We start from the raw sequence: 21,830 nt of genomic DNA, 5'->3' as shown, positions 1-21,830 counted from the left end.
GCATGATTCTATAATAAAAAAGTGACCTGGATTATCCAAGCCACCACTTGTTACATAACATTATTCACTTCTTACATCTTTCCATCTCTTCATCCTATCCCTTGTAAAAAGGGTTCCACCCGTTGCCTTTGCCCGATGGCATCGCGCCTGGCACCCCATCCGCTTCAAGCAGCGGACGGACAACTAACTTCACGGGCCACTCCTTGCTCTCGAATATCGCATGAGCAAGCGCGGCCCGATCTGATTCGGGAAGCTGCACTTGTTGCAGCGCTTCCTTCCAAGCCTGCTCCGTGATCTCCCATAACTTCGTTTCGGGAATGTGATATACCTCGCTGAGTGCCTCCATGATCGCAGCCAGATTCACCTGCGTCCCCAAAGACTGCACATAGAAGATCAGCTTCTGAACCGTCTCATTATACAGGCTGTTCGAGTAGCCTGGACGAATATGATAGGCAGGATCTGCAATGCCATGCTTGTCCAGATAAGGCTGATGCAGACGCACGGAATCATGATCGCGGAACAAAAGACCTTGTACCTGATTATCTCGTAACACCAAACAGCAGTTCTGACCATGAATCTCAGGTACAACGCCCACCTTGAACAGACGCATCACGATATCATAGAACGTAGTAGCTATACTATTGTATAAATGGGGCACGTCCTCACTACTCAGGTCATCCCCCAGAATTTCCGTTAATAGATGATGCCCTTCCAGATTCACACCCAGTGCGGCCATTGGGATCACTTTATATGCTTCATCCAATAGCTCTGGGGGATACACTCGAATCTGCGCGGCCAGATGCCGGGGATGATCATCGAACAGTCCCATGGATTCCGGCATAAAGCCCCACCAGTTCTGTTCTTCACACATATACACCTTGTCCTTCAACGTCTCGTCACAAGCCACAGCCTGCCTTAGCATCCGTTCTCCAGCAAGACCATTCAGCAGCTTCACTACCGGAAGATAACGAGCAGCACCCAGTGACAGCACACTAACCGGAAGCTTGAGCATCCGAGTGGACTCGTTTGACGGGGCCATTGAGCGCAGAGACGATGTTGCCTGTACGTCGCCCACTTCTACATCCAATACGACAATGCTGCCTTCTTCGATCTCTCCAGTGAAGCGGGGCAGAATCACATGCTGCAATTGCCATGGATGAACAGGCATCGGCAGATATTCGTCCAACGTGATCCCTTTGCGGTCAAACTCGGCTTCCACTACTCCACGCTGAACATCGTCTAACACGTCCAAAATGGATAATCCATCTTCACAACCTTGCTGCACGGCATCCAGTCGTATAGCCACCCAACGCAGCGAAATCGCCTTCCCGAATTCCGCTGCATACCGTGTGACATCTTCTGGGTTGAATCCCACCTTGGCTTTGGACGATGGGTGAAATGGACGATCCCGCAATGCCGCAACGCGCTCACCTTTGATAAACCATTCATAAGCAGTCGCCGGGACGTTGGCGGACAGATACTGGACTTGTTCCCAGCCCAGAGCATACTGCTCCACAGCAATGTTCAGACTAGCAAGGAACTCCGCCACTCCGGGCTGCGCATAGGCCTCATCCGACAAAGCCTTCTGTAACACGGCACGCCCAACCTCTACCGGAGAATCAAGGAGAACCCAGCTTCCATCTGGCTTCTCCTCATAGATCGGTGAACCCTGAACCCATTGAATCGACTGTCTTACTCCTGCTTCAACCAGGCATAGTACACCTTGCGTATGCAATCTATATCGAGAAGTTACATTCTGATTGTGCTTTTCGCTATCATAGCCCTTGTACAATCGTCGGAACGGTGCAGGTGCCGTAGCAAAATCAATGAACGAATAACCCTCCAGTGGAAGCAGTTGCTCCGCCAAGAATGAATTCATCAGATCCGCCATAATCCGGCGTTCAGCGGCTTGCAGACTGGAACGCTTCATCAGTGTTGACATGATTATTGTCCTCCGTTAGATAATGGAATGCCGGGTGCGGATGCCCCAGAAAATCATGATGCGAGATGGTCCAGCAATAAGCTCCAGACTTTTCAAACAAAACAATGTCTCCCACGCGTAGCAGCGCTACCTCCGCATCGGAATGCATGCGATCCTTCGGTGTACATAGTTCACCTACCACATGAACTCGTCCATCCCTTACCTCAGGTCGAGCAAACGAGTGGTTCCATCGATCCGTCGCCATAATCTGAAACGGGTGGTTATGCCCCCATGAAGCAGGCAGACGACTGTGGTGCGTACCTCCCCTTAACACGGCAAAATACTGATCATGAGAAGTTTTGATATCCGTAACCTCTGCTGCATAATATCCGTGGTCTGCCACCAGCAGTCGACCCGATTCAAAATACAGCTGACCCCCGCGTGAAACAAGGCGCTGTCTGGCTTCACTTTGCTCCAGCAGAGAAGTGAATAATGGCCAGTCGAATCCGGGGCTACCGTCGTAAGTCACGCCGAATCCGCCTCCTGCATTCACTACTTCCACAGGTAGATCATACTTGTACTGCCACTGCTCCACCTTTTGCAAATACAGCTCAATCATCTCGGCATGCAGCCTGGCGTCCATATTGTTGGACAAGGAGTGAAAATGGAACCCGCTTAACCGAACCACACCCGCGCCTTCCACACGAATGAGTTCAATGGCTTCTTCCACTGTCTCTTCATCGATGCCAAAAGGACTTGGTCCACCGCCCATAACGATCTTCGTCCGAGGCAACGTACTGCTCCGCAGATTGATTCGGAGCAGTATGCGCACTTCCTGCGCTTGCTTCAGTTGTTGCTTGTGCACATGCTCCTTCTCTCGCTCTTTCGCAATCGCAATGATGCGCCGCAGCTCCAGCAGACTCTCCACATGGATATAACTCACGCCATTCTCAATTGCCAGCCGCAACTCGTTCTCCTTCTTGCCGGGACCTCCGAACAGAATCGGAACCTCTCGGCTTACAGCTCTAACCTTCAGCAGCTCTCCAATTGACGCCACTTCAAAGCCCTTCACGAATGGAAGCAACGCCTCAATGATCCGCGGATCTGGATTCGCCTTGATGGCGTAGAACAATTGTGTGTTCCGGGGCATGCTGTCCAACATCTGACGAACCTGTTCCTGAATGCCAGCCAGATCGTAGACATACGCACATACCGGGTCTTCCATCCCGCGTTGCAGTTCATCAATCGCATGCCATACACTTGGTTTCATATCTGCTCACCCGCATTCCTGTAGTCATTCCGTTTTTGAGCATATGCCCGAAACGCCGTATTCCGATCATCACCAAGCACGTATATATGTACTCCCCGCTCAGCCCAGAGCGACATGTCTTCCACGCCTCTAGCGACTGTTGCATAAGGTACTCCGCACTGCTGGGCGGTAGCATGTAATTCATCCAGCGCACGTCTCACATCCGGGTGCTCCGTCTGCCATGGAACGCCGAGGGATTGCGACAGATCCGCCGCCCCTTCCAATACAAAACTCACCTGAGGGTGAGAAAGGATCTGTGCACTTTGTCGAACGCCCTCCACACTTTCGATCATGGGTACAACCATCACTTGTTCGTTCGCTTCCTCAATATATTCGGTGAGCGGATATTTCCCGAATACACCGGGACGACCACTATTCAAGCTTCGCATGCCGAGCGGATGATAGTAGGCGTGACGAACCGCTTCCTCCACCTGCTCCATTTGCTCGACATGCGGAATGACGATGCCTTGTGCGCCACAGTCCAGCACTTTCAGAATCTCCGCTCGCTCCACTTTCGAGATGCGTACCAGCGGGGTTAGGCCGACCAGTTCCGCCGCACGGACCAACTCTTCCACCTGCTCCATGGATGTTACGGCATGTTCCAGATCAATAATGACAAAATCATATTCCGCATGTCCGATCATCTCAATGATCACCGGGTGTGGTATGGAAACAAAAAGGCCATATACGGGCTGTTTGCGTGCAATCTTTTCCTTCAGCGTGTTCATTCTCATTTGACTATTCCCTTTAATTCGGGTGTTCTCTTTGATTCAAGTGTATCCTTCGATACCTTGAGCGGATTGCTTGCCTTGCGGAAATATAACTCCCCATCCCCATACAGACGGCGCTTGGTCATCTCTTCGATCAATGCATCTTCGGCAAAAAGGTCAAATGCAGCGAATCGCTCTTCGTACTCCGGGTGCTCTCGCTGATAATCCACAATAACTCCCGCACATAGCTGCCAGAACGCTTCTTCCGACAGACCAAACTTCTCAAAGGCCAACGCAATATCTGTCATGCAGATAAAAAAGAATGCATCATACGTATAGTCACGAACTTCCGACACATCTCCCGCATAGATGAAGGAATACCGATTGAACTTGCGATGAGTTTCCGGCTCGGGGTTCAGCTTCGGTGCCCGTTCCGGGTACAAGAGTTGATCCGGCACATAGCGAACACCATCATGCAGATCCTTGATAATGATTCGTTTCGGCAGATCATCTTCCAGCACCAAAATGATATTCTGGGCATGGGATTCCAGCGCAATCCCGTGTGCATAGAGCAAATGTATAATCGGCAGTGTAACCGTGCCAACAAGGGCCTCGCTCCACTTTTTCACACCATGTCGTTCTACAGCATCCTGGATAAACGGAACACCATCCGGTTGTATCAACATCAACGCATTCAGCGGCCATGCCGTCTCACCTTCCTTCAGATGAACCGACACATTCTCCCGCCAGATGGCACCGAGTGTACCATAGGCCCGTCCATATTGGGTTGCAGGCAACTGCTCATACCGGAATGACAGTCCCATGATTTCTTTCAAAATGCCAAACTGCGTCTGCTGCAACAGCTCATCTTCACGAACAAGTTCTTCCAGCCAGTCGCTGATTAGCGGTGCGTTCTGGGTCGTGTGCTGTGCCAGAATACGTGTGCTCGACGTATTGGTGATGCTGAGGGCCAGCTTGATGTAAGGGGCTTCCGGATTCATCCGGTTCGAGAGTGAACGGATCGATTGCTGTGCGCGATAGGGCGAAGACGATGGACCAAGATACACGATGTCCCCATCCATCAGTTGCCGGGCATATACCGATTCCAACTGATGCTCCCACTGCCATGGATGAACTGGAATGAACACATAGCGATCACCAGCGTCAGCACTTATTTTTCCATCCACCTTGCTGCCTTTGCCACCAACGCTAGAGCCTATTAAGCTATCTTGTTGCAGGATCTGATGAAATCGCTGTACGTCCTCCGCGGTAAGATGCTGCCCTACCAATTCTTCAGAGCTATACCCCGCGGATACAGCGGTCTGAGCCAAATCTTTTTTCACAGCAACCCAGACTAATGCAACCTCCGTGTTAAACTCAGGGCCATAAGCCAGATTGTCTTTTAGGGAAAATCCCAACCTCGACTTATAGCTCGGGTGGTACAGATGGCCGTCAGTCATGTGACTTTCGAGCGCATCATAATGCCGATCTTCACTCGGAATGTTTAAGGGTAATATCGCCCGGCACTGGCTGTCTTTTGCCATCGTTTCGAGTAGTTCCTGGATAAAAGCTGTCACATTCGCACCCTTCAATGAGTTCAGCACGATTTCCTCCAGAAACAGATCCAGATCGATGCAGCGGACGCCTTCCCTTTGAATCGTTCCCTTCTTCACCTTCACCCGGCCAAATGAAAACTTCCGCTCGGCTTCACACGTGTACGCCACAGGTTTTCCTGACGATGTAAGTCCCTCGGTTCGCCATTCGCTCCCACTTACATGACTTTCCAGAATGCCTTCGAACCACATCGCCTCCAGTGTCTGCCGCATGATCCGTTCCTGTACACCCACGTAGACTGCTTCTGTCCTGCCGCCTGCTTCAGCCCTGTATCCCACGACTCCCACGCACTTCACTCCCTATTCGTTTCATTACATTGCTCACCGGCACGTAGGCCGGGGTCTGGCTGATCCCTCTTAGACAACTCACCAAGTTTTGTTTGGCCAAGAATGCATCCGTTGTCAGCAGATGTCGCACATAATCATTGCCCGTTCGTTCCAGTTCATCCACAAGTACCTCACGTACCTGCTTCCAGAAATGCTCCTCCGGTACGTTCACATCTCGCGCCATTGCATGAATCAGTGATCCTAGATGATTGACGATAAAATAGTAAGATGTCCGCGCCCAGGCTTTCTCTCGCGAATAAAACAGTAAATCGGACACGACGCGATCTTTCTCACGGATAAGTTCCTCATCCACACTGACCCCTTCCAGATCGCGAACGGTAAAAGCGACAGGCATGCCATCCTTTAAGGTCACAAGGGTATTCTGCAGATGAGCTTCAAAATGAATGCCTTTCTCACCCGCCGCCCGTACAATCGGCAGCAAAGAACATGCCAGATAACAATCCAGCCAGCGCTCCGCTATCTCACGTCCACCACCCAGCATTGTCATCAGTCGCGATCGCATCCCAGGAAGCGGTGCTTCAACCAGACTGGATAAGACATACGTATTCGCAGGCTCAAACTCAATGGGCCGATAAGCTATCGTAAACAGACTGGTTAACTCTTCATCATCAAAGGCACATGTCGCTATGCCTGTCTCATACGCAATATGAGTGTTCGGTTCAGCGCCGAAGCAGTCATGCTGGCTGACGTATTTGGAGGCATCCAGTGTTCTACGCATCTGCTCTGAGCTATTGGTACGAATCATGTTGGTGATCTGCATGTTCAATGACAACTTGATATTGCAGTTCCATGCGGGAACATAGACTGTGCGGACCGAAGAAGTTGGATAAACGGTTGGCCCCGCACTGCCGAGCAGAATTAATTTTTGATCTCGAATATAGTGCTGTACCTCGGACAGCTGTGATATGTACGCGTATTGCCATGGATGAACGGGCAGCAGCCCATACATTCCACTCTTTTCTTTTAAAATAGGCTCCACATGGCTCTTCAGGAGATCATGCAAATCCATTACCGCCTCATCATCCACCCATTCCTGCACGTAGACATCCTGCCTCACGGCGATATAACAGAGTTGAAACGATGTCCGTAGCTCCGGACTGTACTGCTGTACATCCTGCTCGCTGAAGCCTTTGGAGTTCTTCGGAAATGGATGAAATGGGTGACCATACAACAGAGACTGTTCCGATGTGCGATAGTCGTGGATGTCGAGACCGGCTGCTTGTTCGATATACAATGTAAGGTTGCCCACACTGTTATCTACCTTTTGTGCAAAATCTCTGGCATACGCCACCTCTACGCGATTCGTATTCTCATCAACTGGATGTACATTCTCCAACTCAAGTGAACTCTTCATTTCTATCGCACTCTTCAGCATTCCATGTTGATCCCAACTCTCACCCTGTGCCCCATCTCCACTTAGCTCACATGTGATCCAGAGAATCAGGTCGCGATAATGCACCGCATCCCCGCCAGATTCCATGCTGAGGTATTCATGCTCCCCCATGGCCGAATAGTAGGATAGCTGCCCTGTCACCGTCACCCCGCTGGCTTGAAAAGCAACAGCGTACGTCTGCGCAGTCGGATTGATCCGAATATCGCTTTTCTTCTCTAGCGCAAGCTCACGGATGTAACAGTTCAGCAGCAGCTTGCACGAATGTTCATGAGCCTGCTGCTCAGCTTCAGACCGGAGCTTGTTTTCCATCTCGAACAATGATGCCAACCTTCTTTCGGGTTATAAGTAAGACCAGGGGAAGTGTAAGCAGTATGGCGCAGCCAAGGCCGATACAGATCTCTTTGAGCGCTCCCCATTTGGCCATCTCCATGGATGTTCCTGCCCCGGCAAGCCATTGCCAGCGCATATCGTAATACAGGGTCATGCCCATCACTGCAAATGAAGAAGCCAGTCGCTCAATCGTGGTCGATAACACCGAGCCTTCATGCATGTCTTCCTCCGGTAACGCTTGCAAACCAATAGCAGAGATACTCATGCCTGATAAGCCAACGCCAATTCCCCGGCAAGCCATAAGCATACCAATGATCCAGATCGATGCTCCCATGGGCAGAACCGCAAACGAAAGGATCGATATCGACACCAGCAACGTGCCCCATGCGATAAAATGTATGGACCGACCACGATCCAGCAAGCTGCCGCCAATCCACATGAACAGACTTGTGCAGATGGATAAGGGAATGAACAGCGCACCGGACAGGGCCGGCGACAGGTGGAAGACATCCTGGAACAATAATGGCAATGCAAAGATCACGCCAAACATCACACAATCCTGAATCGTCGAGATCAGTACCGTCAGTGGAAATACAGCATTACGCCGCAGCAACTGGTATCGGATCAATGGTTCCTTGCGACCGTTCTCTGTCTGGACAAAACGAATGAGTAAAACCACACCCAGTGCAATCAGCAGCCAAGGTACCCATACCACCACAACAGGACTCGCGTACAACTGTACCCCCAGACTAAGAGCACCTACAGCACTGATCAGCATTATCACACTGGATGGATGCCATTTTTTCCTGCGGGCAGGGATATAGGTCTGAATGACTCGACCGCACCCAATGAACGAGAACACTGCCAGTGGCACATTGAGCCAGAACAACATTTCAAGCCGTCCATACTGAATGATGAATCCACCCAGCGTAGGCCCGGCAGCCGGAGCCAGCATAAGCAGCAAGCCCCACGCTCCAGTAATTCGTCCTCGCACCTCCGGTCCGTATACATCAAACAGCAGCACAAGTGATAACGGAATCATCAGCCCCGCGGCAACGCCATGCATGAAACGAACCAACAACAGTACTTCGATGGAGTGATAAAACAACGCACCTGCCACCGAGAACAGTCCATAGATACTGATGCCCAGCATGTATGTCTGCTTACGTCCCAGTCGGTCCACGATCAGGGAAGCCAGCGGCATCGTTAACGTCATGGCGAGCATGTACAGCGCGATGATCCATCCTCCTGCTGTCGTAGAGATCTGATAGTACTGCACGAAATAAGGTAGCAGCAGGTTAAATGCACTGTTGGTCAGCACCAGCGAAAAGGCACCGAGCAGAATCGCGAATAATACCGCATGCCTCTTCATCAGGGACAGTTTCAGCATGCCGCCGTTGCCAAGGCAATGGCTTCAGCCACCGATTTCTCAAAGATCGCAAGAATCGCGCTCGATTCCTGCTCTGTAATATTCAGTGGCGGCAGAAAACGAACAACAGCCGAATGACGCCCACCCAGTTCCACAATCAATCCATTCTTAAAGCATTCACGTTGAATAGATTCGGCCAGCGTTCCGTTTGGCAGATAATGTCCCAAGCGATCTTTGCGTCCTGTTGGATCAACCACCTCAACGCCAATCATCAGCCCTCTGCCTCGTACGTCACCAATCTCTGCATATCGCTCTTTCAATGCATTCAGTTGATTCATGAATTGCTCGCTACGCAGTTGCACGTTGTGCAGAACATCTTGCTCCCGAATATAACGAAGTGTCGCAAGTCCCGCAGCCATGGCCAGCTGATTGCCACGGAATGTGCCGGTGTGCGCTCCGGGCTGCCATTGATCCAGCTCTTCTTGGTAGATGACAACAGACATTGGCAGACTTCCGCCAACTGCTTTAGAACAGATGATCACATCGGGTATGATTCCGGCATGTTCAAATGAAAACATCCGGCCTGTACGTCCGATACCCGTCTGAACTTCGTCAATAATGAGTGGAATACTTCGCTCCGCCGTAATTCGGCGCAGCTCCTTGAGCCATTCGATATCCGCCGGAATCGCTCCACCTTCTCCCTGCACCGTCTCCACAATGACCCCGCAAGGTGCCGCAATACCGCTCTCGCAATCATCGAGCAAGTTCTCGATATACTGTGCACTTAACCGAGCCGTCATGCCGTCACCAACACCAAATGGGCAGCGGTACTCGTAAGGAAACGGCAGGAAATGTACATCGGGCAGCAGGCTTTGCAGATGTTGTTTCTTGCTCAAATTGCCACTCATCGACATCGTCGCTTGGGTTGAACCGTGATAACCGCCTTGAAAGGCAAGAATGGATTTGCCACCTGTAGCATGTTTGACCAGCTTAATGGCAGCTTCTACCGCATCGGCCCCGGTTGGACCACAGAACTGAATTTTGGCTTTATCTCGCATCTCTTCCGGAAGAATGGAGAATAGTTCTTGCATATATGAAAGCTTCAGCGGTGTTGCCAAATCCAGTGTATGTAGCGGAATCTGCTGATCCAGGACATCGCGAATGGCGTTGATCACCGTGTCATGGTTATGTCCCAGCGCCAATGTTCCTGCACCAGCCAGGCAGTCGTAGAATACGCGGCCTTCCGTATCGGTAATCTTCACCCCATGCGCCTTGCTAATGACTAGCGGGAAATGTCTGGGGTACGATCTTGCATTGGATTCCTTCTCATTTTGCAGCTTCAGATATTCCGTCTGTACCTCTACTGACATAGCCCTCTAACGCTCCTTATAATCGATTCAGGCTGAACCAGCTGCCTGTGACTCTTGTTCTGCATCTTTTAGCCGTTGTTATACGTCTTATATTCGAGTTGCTCCTGACACAGGTATTCCAGGTATAACCGAACCACATCACGTGTTGTTCCACCATGGGGAAAGACGTGGTGGGTCAGATCTGGCAAAGCGTTGACTTCCAGAATGCCCCCCTGTTCACCCGAGATGGGAGTTCGGATATCACGACAACGAACATCGATGCCTGCTACATCAATCTGAAGCGTTTTGGCCGCTTGAATGATCATTCGCGTATTCTCGGGATGAATGAATTCGGTACAATCCCTGTAGAACTCACTGATTTTTCCGGCGGCTGAATTACGGAGATCATATAGCTCGATTTCTTTTCCGGCGGCAGGTACCTCATCCATTGTTGTCCCTTGTGCACGCAATACCTCCAGCAGACATTCAGCTTCTGCATTAACCTCGGGAAATGCTTCATACTCGCCAATGGACGTCATCTCAATTCGATCCTGATTCAACTGTTTGATCAACGCCCGAACGGTTGAAGTCCCGTCACCCTCGACATAGACAGGCCGATACTCATTCACAGCTGCCACTTCACCGTTGATGATCAGCACTCTGTAATCAATTCCGGTCACATATTGCTGCAACATAATGCTGCTGCCATGGACACTTGCAAGACGAATGGCTGCCTCCAGTTCAGCTTGGGTTCGAACATCCAGTGTCACGCCCAAGCTGCTGCTCGCATCCAGCGGTTTCACCACAATGGAGCCGTATCTATTCAGAAAAGCTGCTGCATCGCTCCCCATCTCCGGGATCACGATAAATGATGGTACAGGCATCCCCTGCTCATGCAGCAACATATTGCATGCCTGCTTGTTCTTCGCGAGCAGTCCAGCGATTAACGGTAGACGATGAGATCTGGTTTTGTTAATGATGATCTGCTTGTCCCCTACAGACAGCTTCAGGAAATCTTCGCATCCTTCGACAAGGGGCTCACAAGTGATGCCCATTTCCGTTGCTTTTCTTATAATGAGTCGGTTTTGCAGATTATGAATCCCTTTCGGAAACACTGAAAATCCTCCTCGATCGAATGAAAGTATTCGCTCCTATATAAGTTGAAAAACTGCTTTTACACGAAACCACTGCGCGGTCAGAACCATCTTCCGATCGCTGTTATCACCAGATTTTTTTGAATCCCTTATACAAAGGGGAATTCCGGTGATAAAGGCGAAGCTTATGCTTACGATGCAGCTTTCTTGCAGAAAGCTTGTAGCTCCGCTTCTTCAGATCTGTTCTGCCCCCTCCGTTAACGTGTGAAATTTGAATTAAACTTATATTGCTCATACTCTCATCAATTTTTTGTAATTTGATATTGATAATGATTATCAATATCATACAAATTCTATTTTATGGCAATTCGAGATAGGTTGTCAATAATAAACTTTTAAGGAATAATGGTGCACCTTCTCCGGCGGTGAATACCCGTGAGGGAACGTCAAGCGGTAGAAAGGCCGTGCGGGCAATATTATGGAGCGATCAGGCCTCAGCCAGATATACACCTTGTTGAACCCTGTAACTTCTGAAAACAACACTACATAAAGACATATTAGCTAAACACATATAATATTCATGAATACAATCCATTTTCCAGAAACCATATATGTAAATTTTTTTCTACAACTTAACATGCAAATTTCTCTTCTTACTTCTAGCTTCATCTAATACATGTCTTTTTTGCTGGTGAATCATTATTCAGTAACATGCATCTAATCAAGATACCTACTGTAAAACAATTCCTGTAATTTCTTGTTGTACTATGATAGATTATCCATTGGAATAAAATCACATCTATAGATAGGGGAAATTGTAACGTGAAAAAGTCTTGGATTTTATCAATTATTATGAGTTTTGTCTTGCTTGGCGGGGTATTCGCACCTGCAGGGTCCTATGCCGCTGCTGCGGATGACTCAACCACTACATATTCGGAAGACGAATACTATGAAGTTGACACGACAGAAGAAGAACCGGAACTTACAGCAGAGGAAGCAGAATTCCTGGACTATCTGGATGCATTGACTACTCCTGCCGTTTACGAGAAGAAAGCATTGGATGCAGTAGGTGGCAGTACGTACATTACATCTTCCAATCGCAAATCCTTCTATCTGAAACTGAACAATACAGCCATCCCTAACTACACCAAGTATGTTTCCATGCTGAAACAGATCAAACCGGAGAACGCTGAACTGAAAAAAATCCATGCCAAACTGATCAAAGGAAGCTATGCTCAGCTTGAAGGATATCAATTGTTCAAAAAGTCTGTTGCCAAAACAAAAGTAAACAGCAAACTCCTTAAACAAGGTAATGACAAGATTGCAACGGGGATCAAAAGCATTCAACAATATCATGCCGAAATCAGAGCCTATGGCGAAAAACTGGGCTACCAAATGTAAAACAGCCACACATGTGTAGCGTTAGAATGCACTATTCTGGCGTTCACCGTGTGGAATGGAATCATCGCTTTATCCTTTTTAAATAATTTTGAAATTTAAGGAAAAAAAGTGTTTTCTTTTGCTGAGTTAGTTCGTATAATAACACTATAATCAAAAGGCTATGCTGCCGAAAGGTACAACCTCGTGAACAATTGAGGTTGTGCCTTTTTTGCGTTTAATGGCCACATTTATCTGAATTTCATCATCTAATGAGGAGTGATTCACATGATTCTTGAAGCCGTTTACCATCGCCCAAAACTCAATTGGTCTTATGCTTATGACCGCTCGACCATGCACCTCCGACTTCGGTCCAAACGTGGGGACCTGGATGCGGTGATTGCCATTACCGGAGACAAATATGCCTGGGATCGGACGATCACGCACATCCCCATGCATATCTTTGCTCAAGATGAAATGTTCGATTATTGGGAAGCTGAGACTTCACCTCCCTATCGCAGATTACGGTATGGATTCCAATTGATTCAGGGAGAGGAATCCGTCTGGATGACGGAGCGCGGATTCGAGCAGGCGCTGCCTGATCATCCACTCGAATTCTTTGATTTTCCATTTATGAACCCAGTCGACATTTTTGAACCGCCTGCCTGGGTTAAGGACGCTGTGTTTTATCAGATTTTCCCTGAACGTTATGCCAATGGCGATCCATCCATCAGTCCCAACCATGCAGAACCCTGGGGAGGGGAACCCACACCCGTGAACTTCTTTGGTGGAGACCTGCAAGGTGTGCTGGATCATCTGGATCATATAAGCAAACTTGGCATTAATGCCATCTACTTCTGTCCGCTGTTCGAGGCCACTACGAATCACAAATACAATACAGGCGATTACATGAAAGTTGATCCCCACTTTGGAACCAATGAACAGTTCAAGTCCTTTGTAGAGGCCTGTCATCAGCGCGGTATACGCGTCGTTCTGGATGCGGTGTTCAATCATTCCGGCAGAGAGTTCCCTCCTTTTGTCGATGTCATGAAGAATGGAGCCTCTTCCCCCTACGCAGACTGGTTCTATATCAAAGACTGGCCGCCGCGTGTCGAGGATGGCATTCCAACGTACGATACCTTTGCCTTTGAACCTCTCATGCCGAAGCTGAATACGGAACACCCTGAAGTGAAGGCGTACTTGCTCGAGGTAGGGCGGTACTGGATTGAGGAGATGGACATTGACGGATGGAGGCTCGATGTAGCCAACGAGGTGGATCATCAGTTCTGGCGCGAATTTCGTCAGACGGTAAAAGCCATCAAGCCCGACGCCTACCTGCTCGGTGAGATCTGGCATGATTCGCTCATGTGGCTTCAGGGAGACCAGTTCGATGCCGTGATGAATTACCCGTTTACCAATTCGGTATTGGACTATACGGTGCATGGCAAGCTCGATGGACTTGGCTTCGCGAATGAGATCGGCAAACTTCTCGCAGCTTATTCACAGCCTGTCACGGAAGCCGCCTTCAATCTGCTCGGAAGTCACGATACACCCAGACTGCTGACCTTGTGTGATGGAGATGAGCGCAAGATGAAGCTTGCGGTTACGTTGCTACTTACGTACCCAGGCGTGCCATGTATCTATTATGGAGACGAAGTGGGACTTGATGGGGGATATGATCCGGGTTGTCGCAAGTGTATGGAGTGGGATGAGGCCAAGCAGAACCGTGAGCTTCTGGAATTCTTCACCCGTACCATTGCCCTTCGTAAAGAGCACCCTGCTCTACGCAGCACGGAACTGAAGATCGTATATGCGAAAGCCGGTGATCCCTGTCTTGCCATCAAACGATTGGATTCGAATTCGGGTGAGCGTATCCTTCTTGTGCTTAATGCCGGTGATGAGCCGTGTACCCTTGAACTCCCCTTGGCAGATCGTAACGTCTGGCGAAATCTGTTCACATCCAACGCCGTGCAAGCTCGGCAAAATAAACTGACACTCGATCTGGAAGCATACGGATTCTCCTTACTGCAAATGGAGGTCAAACAACCTGCGAAAGCCTGATATGAATACGGCTAACAAGGGAATATAACCCTAAATAGGCTGTCCCTAGGTCATATTGATGACCAGGGACAGCCTATTTGGAGTCTTAAAAGTATGGATGCGGTTCTCTACTCTCCCGCCTGGTGTTCAGTGGTGGCCGCGACCTCTTCCCCAGACGAGGCGAAAGGCACCGAAATCATCGGTTTTCGTATTTTCTTCATTCTCGAACTTACGAGCACCTCTTGCGTAATCACGATTTTCTGCGGAATTTTGTATGAAGGCAGCTTGTCCCGACAATATGCCCAGATAGACCGCCGCAGATCTGTAAGAGTACACTCTGTAGCCAGTCGTACGGTCACCTTCACCCTCTGACCAGTGATACCGCTCTGTTCTCCCGAAACTACGGCTGCTTCTATACATTCCATCTGTTCCAGAACACCCTCAACTTCGGCAGGATACACTTTCCGTCCGCCTATATTAATGATCTCGGAACGACGTCCCAGAATGCGAATGTACTCCTGCTCCAACACAGCTTCATCGCCTGTTCGCAGCCACCCGTCCTCGGTAAAGGGGGATGGTGCATTCAGATATCCGATCATCGCGGTTTCTGTATAGATCTGCAATTCTCCTTCCACGGCCCGGCACTTGACCCCTTCATCTTGAATAGAGAATAGCAATGAGCCTGGCTCTTTGGAGCGGGTTGGCAGAATGCCAAGTTCAGACATGCCATAGGCTTGGATCGTCCGTAGTTGTGGAAACTTCCGGTTCCAGGCTGTCAGAACAGCTTCTGGCATCACTTCCGATCCGTACGACACCACTTCGAGACTGGACAGATCGTACCCCTCATCATTTCTGCCCAACAATAACAGATTCATGAATGTTGGGGAGACTGGCAGGGCCTGCACACGAAATTTCTCAATCGTCCGGCACACTTCTTCAGGTGATCGATCCGCAATGATACACAGACAACCCCCACTGGACAGGGTCTGTAACATGGTATTCACACCGCCGATATGATCAAACATCATGAATGGAATCGTTCGCAAGGGCCGAACCTGTCGCCGAAAACCCTGTAATAGCCGGTCTGCACGATGAACAGTCGCCTTGCTTACTCCGGTTGATCCAGATGAAAAGAGTACCAGTCCCCCAACGCCTTCCTGTTCAAGTGAAGATAACAACAAAGGAACCTCTCCAGAGGAGTCACATGTTTGCCGAATGCACAACTTGCCTTCTTCAACACCCAAACGCCTCTCCACTTGTGCCAGCAGGATATATTCCTGTCGTTTGACTTCAACCAGATGCCGATCCATCGGAAGCACGATACAACCTTGTCCGAGCAAAGCAATCAATGCTGCCGCTGCATAAGGGGAATAGTCTTCCTCCAGCGTGACGAGTTGCCCTGTCAGCCCTTCTGCCGTAATCCACGCACTCATGATGCCAACCTGTTCCAGCAGCCACCGATAGCTGTACTCCTGATCCTTCCAGATCAGCGCAGGATGCTCTCCCTGTTCTGCGAATCGCTCAAGCAAGAATTGGTTCACCATTCTGCATCCTCCTCACGGGCAGGTGACCATTGCTGTGCGAGATAATCAACCAGGGAACCTACGGTCTGATAGGGGCTTTCCGGCAAAGAAGCAGCTGCCATCTCCGCCAGAGCAGCTCCCATACCCGTGCCCCATCGATCTTCGATTCCCTGCTCTACCACTGCAAGTAATGACACGAGTTCCAGCGAATCCAGTTGCCCACTTCGTCCGTACAGCGGAGCGTTACCACCCTCACCAAGTGGAATCGATGTATTATGGTACGCATTCAACTCCTGGCAACTATCCAACACGATACGGAGCAGAGCCTCCCTGTGTTCTTGTCCAATCATCGGTACGGTCTGACGTTGGAAGCAATCTGCTTGAGGTATGGACTGTCGAAGTGACTCATACCATTGCCATTCATCGGTAACCAACATTTTAATTACACCTGTTAGCTGTACTTTCCACTGCTCACGCTGCTTTATCCGACTGACCTGAAGCATATTGTATGCCTTCTCCCACCGGACGATAATTTCGCTAAATTCTCTCGCATATTGATCAAGTGGAGAACCTAGCCATAAGACTGACTCCTGAAGCAAATCCCGCAGAAAATACCGGCTCCATCTCATATCAAACAGCAGACCGGATATCAGCATTTCATTGGCCTGCTTCCCTTCATCCTCCGCATACAATGCATCTATCAGTTGCAGAGACACCGCATGTCCAAAATAATAATCGCGCTCTCCTTGTGTAATCGTCCTGCCTGTCAGAAATTCTTCAATCTGTGTTGTCAGCGCCTGGGTCAACATATCGCGATAACCCGCAGAGTCCAGTTTCACAGTCGCCCGAATGTCCATGGTGCCATACGTTCGAAGTTCTTTGCGCTTGGCTTGTGCAAGCTCGGGGATGCTTTGGTTACCTTTCCAGAAGTCATGAAAGGCTGCTTGAGCAACCTTCCCCATATACTTGGAGGGAACGGGATCATAGACGTGGACATACTCATCTTCCATACCATACACGGCAATCCAATGGTCTACCAGATGTAGTCGGGAGCCTTGCTTCACGTGTTTGCGAATGTACTCGGGATTCTGATAATCCTCACCATAAGGCAGATGATAACTGGTTCCTGTAGCCAAAAAAAGCTCATCCTCGCTGATATGCTGCCGGATCAGCGTCTTCCCCTCTTCGAAGCTTCCCAGCTCCCGCTGACCATACATCTCCCAGATCGGTTCTGCATAGTCCAGCTTGTGAAAATAAGGCTTCACCAGTCCGTTATCCCCGCACGAAGGAAGGCTGTACAACCGACTTGCCGCCAGCAGTGCCAGACTTGTGATGGATCCTTGTCGATGGAGCACTTCATGAATCAGAGGAAAATTGCAGGGATAATGATAGGGAATGTCCAGCACCGGAGCGAATGAGTGAATGATCATTTTTTGCCTCCTGTTCCCATTTTGGCAGACGTACTGCCCCAGGATTGGATTAGGTAATGCACAGACATATCCTCTGTTGCTCGAAATACCCGATTGGCAATAGGCTTGCCATCCACATTAGTCTCAAAACGCCGGAAACCACGTGTAAACCGGAAGGAAAAGCCACTATCACGCGGGACTCGGTAACAACCTTCATATCGACCTTTACCGGAACGAACCAGCTTCATGCCCATGCCACCATATATCGTTTCCTGCGAATCTTCGTCGGGAGCTACCTCTGCACGAATGCAAACCTCTACGTGCGTAGACAATTCAGGAATGACCGTATAGATGCGTGTAGTAGACAGTTCCCCCACAGTCAGAGTGATGGATGCACTCCCAATACCGACCGGAATTAACTCTCCACTCGCACGAACCTGAAGTACATCCGGGGCACTCGATGAATAGTGCCCTTGCAACAGACTCTGAACCAATCCGCTTTCGTAATGCATTCGTGCATTAATGCAGACATTCATTCCACCCTGTAGCCCGATGACATCCCTGCCAAGCAGTTCGAGCGAAGATGGCTTACCCATGTGACCGAACATGTACAGTAACGGAAGGTGAACGCGTGCTCCCCAGTCGCCTTCCTGGTGACAAGCATCCGGCTGTTCCAGAAATGCCAACTCCTCACCCGATTCGACTCCTCGTTCAAGCAGTTGATGAGCTACCCTTCTGACCTGGGAGGGCAGAAACAAACCTTCCGTATCTCCAATATCCATCCACATTCGAACGGCGGGTACCTCCTCTGGCAAGCGGTACATGTCTTCTTCCAACAGTCCGCTTTCCGATGATTCGTCCAATTGCACATCCACATAGAATGGCGACATCATGATCAATTTTCCGAAAACATCCGGATTTCGCATCCCCATGTGCAATGTACAAAGTGCCGCGGCAGATGAACCCATCAGCCCGGTATTCGACTTGTCCGGCAGTGTACGGTAACGATGATCAATGAGCGGCTTGAGCTCATGAATGATGAAATGCTCATAGGCGATGCCTGAGCACCCCACACTCACGGCCTCTCTCTCAGGAGCAATGAAGTGGTAGAATTCGTTGCGCGTGACTGGACGGACATGTGCAATACCGACAATAATCAGTGATTCGATCTGCCCGGAGGCAATCAGACCGTCCGCTGCCTGATCCATATTCCACGTTTCATTGCCTGGTCCAGATGGGCCAAACGCCCGTTGCCCTGCATGTACGTACAGCACAGGATACTGCCGGTCTGTCTGCTCATGATAACCTGGCGGGAGATACACATAGATGTTGCGGATATTACCGAGCTGCGAGGCCTGAACGCCTTCCAAACATTCGATGACAGAATGGGTACTCAACTGATCATCAACCGCCTTTCTTCTCCCGATTCGACTGCATCATAGACAAATAACCCCGCCTCAGAAGAGACGGGGTTGTCCCAGAACACGTGAATGTCCCTGGAATACATAGCCCTTATATTGTGAATCTGCGAATAGTTTAAATCCCCGGACATGCTTTTGTAAACATAAAAATAGAAAATAAATGCTCTCAAAAAAGTTATTGACATAAGATCCAATATTTCTTACGATAGCGTTGTGATCATAACTCGAGGGCCATGCTTTTAAACCAGAGCGGTTTAGGACAACCCCGGTAACTCCCGAAGGAGATGCCGGGGTTGTTGGCGTGTCAAAAGGGGGGAAGTCTTCAATCCGCTGCGTATCATTCCGTTGTATTGAAAGCGCTATTATTCAAGAGCCAGGTTGGTTGTTTATCTAAACTACTACATTCACGAGAAGGGTGGATTACTATGTTTCAAATGGCCAAACGCGTACTCCTCAGCACAACACTGACACTCAGTTTACTTGCAGGGGGCGCACTTCCCTATCTGCCTGCTTCCGCGATCTATGCCGATGCGGATACCGCGGTTACCAACAAGCAGAACTTCAGCACAGACGTCATCTATCAGATCTTTACGGACCGCTTCCTGGACGGCAATCCTTCCAACAATCCCACTGGAGCTGCCTACGATGCCACTTGTAGCAACCTGAAGCTGTATTGTGGCGGTGACTGGCAGGGTTTGATCAACAAAATCAACGATAACTATTTCAGCGATCTGGGCGTTACGGCACTGTGGATCTCCCAACCAGTTGAAAATATCTTCGCTACGATCAACTACGGCGGCGTGATCAACACAGCATATCATGGCTACTGGGCACGTGACTTCAAGAAGACCAATCCAAATTTCGGAACAATGGCTGACTTTCAAAATCTGATTACGACCGCTCATGCCAAAGGTATCAAGATCGTAATTGACTTTGCACCGAACCATACGTCTCCTGCCATGGAAACCGATACGTCCTTTGCTGAGAATGGCAAGTTGTACGATAACGGTAATCTTGTTGGCGGATACACGAATGATACGAATGGATATTTCCATCACAACGGCGGCTCCGATTTTTCCTCCCTGGAGAATGGTATCTACAAAAACCTCTATGACCTGGCTGACCTGAATCACAATAACAGTACCATTGATCAATATTTCAAAGACGCGATCAAGCTCTGGCTTGATATGGGCGTGGACGGCATTCGCGTTGATGCGGTGAAACATATGCCTCTCGGCTGGCAAAAGAGCTGGATGTCCTCCATCTATGCACATAAACCTGTATTCACCTTCGGTGAATGGTTCCTGGGATCTGCTGCATCGGATGCGGATAACACGGAATTTGCCAATGAATCCGGGATGAGCTTGCTTGATTTCCGCTTTAACTCTGCTGTTCGTGACGTCTTCCGGGATAACACATCCAACATGTATGCTCTGGATTCGATGATTACGGGCACAGCCGCAGATTACAATCAGGTGAATGATCAAGTTACGTTCATCGACAACCATGATATGGATCGCTTCAAAACAAGTGCCGTGAACAATCGTCGTCTGGAACAGGCGCTGGCCTTCACGCTGACTTCACGCGGCGTACCTGCCATCTATTATGGTACCGAGCAGTATCTGACTGGAAACGGGGACCCTGATAATCGGGCCAAAATGCCATCCTTCTCCAAAACAACCACTGCCTTCAACGTGATCAGCAAGCTGGCACCTCTGCGCAAATCGAATCCGGCTATCGCGTATGGATCCACTCAGCAGCGCTGGATCAGTAATGATGTGTACGTCTATGAACGTAAATTCGGTAAAAGCGTAGCCGTGGTTGCAGTGAATCGCAATCTCTCCAATTCAACAAGTATCACGAATCTGAGCACTTCACTTCCAACAGGCAACTACACCGATGTACTGGGCGGCGCACTGAACGGTAATAACATCACTTCCACCAATGGCACCGTCTCTTCATTCACGCTGGCTGCCGGAGCAACCGCGGTCTGGCAGTATACCACGAGCGAAACGACACCAACTATCGGACATGTGGGTCCTGTCATGGGCAAACCGGGTAATGTCGTTACGATTAGCGGACGTGGATTCGGTTCCACCAAAGGTACGGTATACTTCGGTACATCAGCAGTTACCGGTGCAGCCATTACATCCTGGGAAGATACACAGATCAAAGTTACCATTCCAGCTGTTGCAGCAGGCAATTACGCTGTAAAAGTAGCTGCGAATGGCGTCAACAGCAATGCGTATAACAATTTCACTATCCTTACCGGTGATCAGGTTACTGTACGATTTGTCATTAACAATGCGTCCACCACACTCGGTCAGAACATCTATCTGACAGGCAACGTGGCAGAACTGGGCAACTGGAGTACGGGCACAACAGCTATTGGGCCTGCTTTCAATCAGGTTATCCACGCCTACCCAACCTGGTACTATGATGTGAGCGTGCCAGCCGGGAAACAACTGGAGTTCAAATTCTTCAAGAAAAATGGTGCGACCATTACGTGGGAAGGTGGTTCCAACCACACGTTCACCACACCAACCAGCGGTACAGCCACAGTCAATGTAAACTGGCAATAAGATAATCCGTCTACAAGCTAACCCGGAGTTACGCTAACACAG

Annotated in this window: 14 protein-coding genes; 3 read left to right on the top strand and 11 right to left on the bottom strand. The window is 49.5% G+C overall.

Going from position 1 to position 21,830, the window contains the following annotated elements; all coding sequences use genetic code 11:
* Positions 1-94: 94 nt before the first annotated feature.
* The 8 genes from M1D71_RS04425 to M1D71_RS04390 all read right to left on the bottom strand — a co-directional run bounded on the left by M1D71_RS04425 (position 95) and on the right by M1D71_RS04390 (position 11,457).
* Entirely contained in the window at positions 95-1,942 is a 1,848-nt protein-coding gene (locus M1D71_RS04425) for an IucA/IucC family protein (RefSeq protein WP_458125416.1), read from the bottom strand.
* The gene (locus tag M1D71_RS04420; protein WP_458125415.1) at positions 1,902-3,191 is read right to left on the bottom strand and encodes a type III PLP-dependent enzyme; all 1,290 of its coding nucleotides are present in this window, start codon (positions 3,189-3,191) and stop codon (positions 1,902-1,904) included. Before M1D71_RS04420 ends, M1D71_RS04425 begins: the two co-directional genes overlap by 41 nt.
* Entirely contained in the window at positions 3,188-3,964 is a 777-nt protein-coding gene (locus tag M1D71_RS04415) for an HpcH/HpaI aldolase family protein (protein ID WP_458125414.1), read from the bottom strand. The genes M1D71_RS04420 and M1D71_RS04415 overlap by 4 nt, the downstream gene beginning before the upstream one ends.
* A complete protein-coding gene (locus M1D71_RS04410) occupies positions 3,961-5,841 on the bottom strand; it encodes an IucA/IucC family protein (RefSeq protein WP_458125413.1) in 1,881 nt (626 codons plus the stop codon). Before M1D71_RS04410 ends, M1D71_RS04415 begins: the two co-directional genes overlap by 4 nt.
* Positions 5,816-7,603, bottom strand: coding sequence for an IucA/IucC family protein (locus tag M1D71_RS04405; RefSeq protein WP_458127160.1), 1,788 nt, complete (start codon positions 7,601-7,603; stop codon positions 5,816-5,818). The genes M1D71_RS04410 and M1D71_RS04405 overlap by 26 nt, the downstream gene beginning before the upstream one ends.
* A complete protein-coding gene (locus M1D71_RS04400) occupies positions 7,581-9,014 on the bottom strand; it encodes an MFS transporter (protein ID WP_458125412.1) in 1,434 nt (477 codons plus the stop codon). The genes M1D71_RS04405 and M1D71_RS04400 overlap by 23 nt, the downstream gene beginning before the upstream one ends.
* Positions 9,008-10,363, bottom strand: a complete 1,356-nt coding sequence (locus M1D71_RS04395) for a diaminobutyrate--2-oxoglutarate transaminase (protein WP_458125411.1) — start codon at positions 10,361-10,363, stop codon at positions 9,008-9,010. The genes M1D71_RS04400 and M1D71_RS04395 overlap by 7 nt, the downstream gene beginning before the upstream one ends.
* 68 nt (positions 10,364-10,431) lie before the next feature.
* On the bottom strand, positions 10,432-11,457 hold the full coding sequence (locus M1D71_RS04390) for an ATP-grasp domain-containing protein (protein WP_458125410.1): 1,026 nt from the start codon (positions 11,455-11,457) through the stop codon (positions 10,432-10,434).
* A gap of 801 nt (positions 11,458-12,258) precedes the next feature.
* Between M1D71_RS04390 and M1D71_RS04385 the strand changes: the two genes are divergently transcribed.
* Together M1D71_RS04385 and M1D71_RS04380 are read left to right on the top strand one after the other, a co-directional pair.
* A complete protein-coding gene (locus tag M1D71_RS04385; protein WP_458125409.1) occupies positions 12,259-12,837 on the top strand; it encodes a hypothetical protein in 579 nt (192 codons plus the stop codon).
* Positions 12,838-13,101: 264 nt separating this feature from the next.
* Complete coding sequence (locus M1D71_RS04380) at positions 13,102-14,874, top strand: alpha-glycosidase (protein ID WP_458125408.1); 1,773 nt, start codon at positions 13,102-13,104, stop codon at positions 14,872-14,874.
* A 107-nt stretch (positions 14,875-14,981) separates the two neighbouring features.
* On the opposite strand, the gene M1D71_RS04375 is transcribed toward M1D71_RS04380, so the two are convergent.
* The 3 genes from M1D71_RS04375 to M1D71_RS04365 are packed head-to-tail and all read right to left on the bottom strand — an operon-like array spanning position 14,982 to position 19,182.
* A complete protein-coding gene (locus M1D71_RS04375; protein WP_458125407.1) occupies positions 14,982-16,397 on the bottom strand; it encodes an ANL family adenylate-forming protein in 1,416 nt (471 codons plus the stop codon).
* Positions 16,391-17,806, bottom strand: a complete 1,416-nt coding sequence (locus M1D71_RS04370; protein ID WP_458125406.1) for a hypothetical protein — start codon at positions 17,804-17,806, stop codon at positions 16,391-16,393. Before M1D71_RS04370 ends, M1D71_RS04375 begins: the two co-directional genes overlap by 7 nt.
* Positions 17,803-19,182 carry an alpha/beta hydrolase gene (locus tag M1D71_RS04365; protein WP_458125405.1) on the bottom strand — a complete coding sequence of 460 codons (1,380 nt, stop codon included), beginning with the start codon at positions 19,180-19,182 and terminating at the stop codon, positions 17,803-17,805. The genes M1D71_RS04370 and M1D71_RS04365 overlap by 4 nt, the downstream gene beginning before the upstream one ends.
* Before the next feature lie 449 nt (positions 19,183-19,631).
* Between M1D71_RS04365 and M1D71_RS04360 the strand changes: the two genes are divergently transcribed.
* A complete protein-coding gene (locus M1D71_RS04360; protein ID WP_458125404.1) occupies positions 19,632-21,788 on the top strand; it encodes an alpha-amylase family glycosyl hydrolase in 2,157 nt (718 codons plus the stop codon).
* The last annotated feature ends 42 nt before the right edge of the window (positions 21,789-21,830 follow it).

It is taken from the genome of Paenibacillus sp. Z3-2, assembly GCF_054161325.1.
The sequence above is the reverse complement of the archived record's forward strand: the minus strand, read 5'-3'. Positions and strand labels throughout refer to the sequence as shown.

What these genes read in the sequence shown, in the direction of transcription:
- M1D71_RS04395 (WP_458125411.1), bottom strand. Translation starts at nt 10,363, where the DNA reads ATGTCAGTAGAGGTACAGACGGAATATCTGAAGCTGCAAAATGAGAAG.
- M1D71_RS04375 (WP_458125407.1), bottom strand. Translation starts at nt 16,397, where the DNA reads ATGGTGAACCAATTCTTGCTTGAGCGATTCGCAGAACAGGGAGAGCAT.
- M1D71_RS04420 (WP_458125415.1), bottom strand. Translation starts at nt 3,191, where the DNA reads ATGAAACCAAGTGTATGGCATGCGATTGATGAACTGCAACGCGGGATG.
- M1D71_RS04400 (WP_458125412.1), bottom strand. Translation starts at nt 9,014, where the DNA reads ATGCTGAAACTGTCCCTGATGAAGAGGCATGCGGTATTATTCGCGATT.
- M1D71_RS04425 (WP_458125416.1), bottom strand. Translation starts at nt 1,942, where the DNA reads ATGTCAACACTGATGAAGCGTTCCAGTCTGCAAGCCGCTGAACGCCGG.
- M1D71_RS04370 (WP_458125406.1), bottom strand. Translation starts at nt 17,806, where the DNA reads ATGATCATTCACTCATTCGCTCCGGTGCTGGACATTCCCTATCATTAT.
- M1D71_RS04360 (WP_458125404.1), top strand. Translation starts at nt 19,632, where the DNA reads ATGTTTCAAATGGCCAAACGCGTACTCCTCAGCACAACACTGACACTC.
- M1D71_RS04415 (WP_458125414.1), bottom strand. Translation starts at nt 3,964, where the DNA reads ATGAGAATGAACACGCTGAAGGAAAAGATTGCACGCAAACAGCCCGTA.
- M1D71_RS04405 (WP_458127160.1), bottom strand. Translation starts at nt 7,603, where the DNA reads ATGGAAAACAAGCTCCGGTCTGAAGCTGAGCAGCAGGCTCATGAACAT.
- M1D71_RS04380 (WP_458125408.1), top strand. Translation starts at nt 13,102, where the DNA reads ATGATTCTTGAAGCCGTTTACCATCGCCCAAAACTCAATTGGTCTTAT.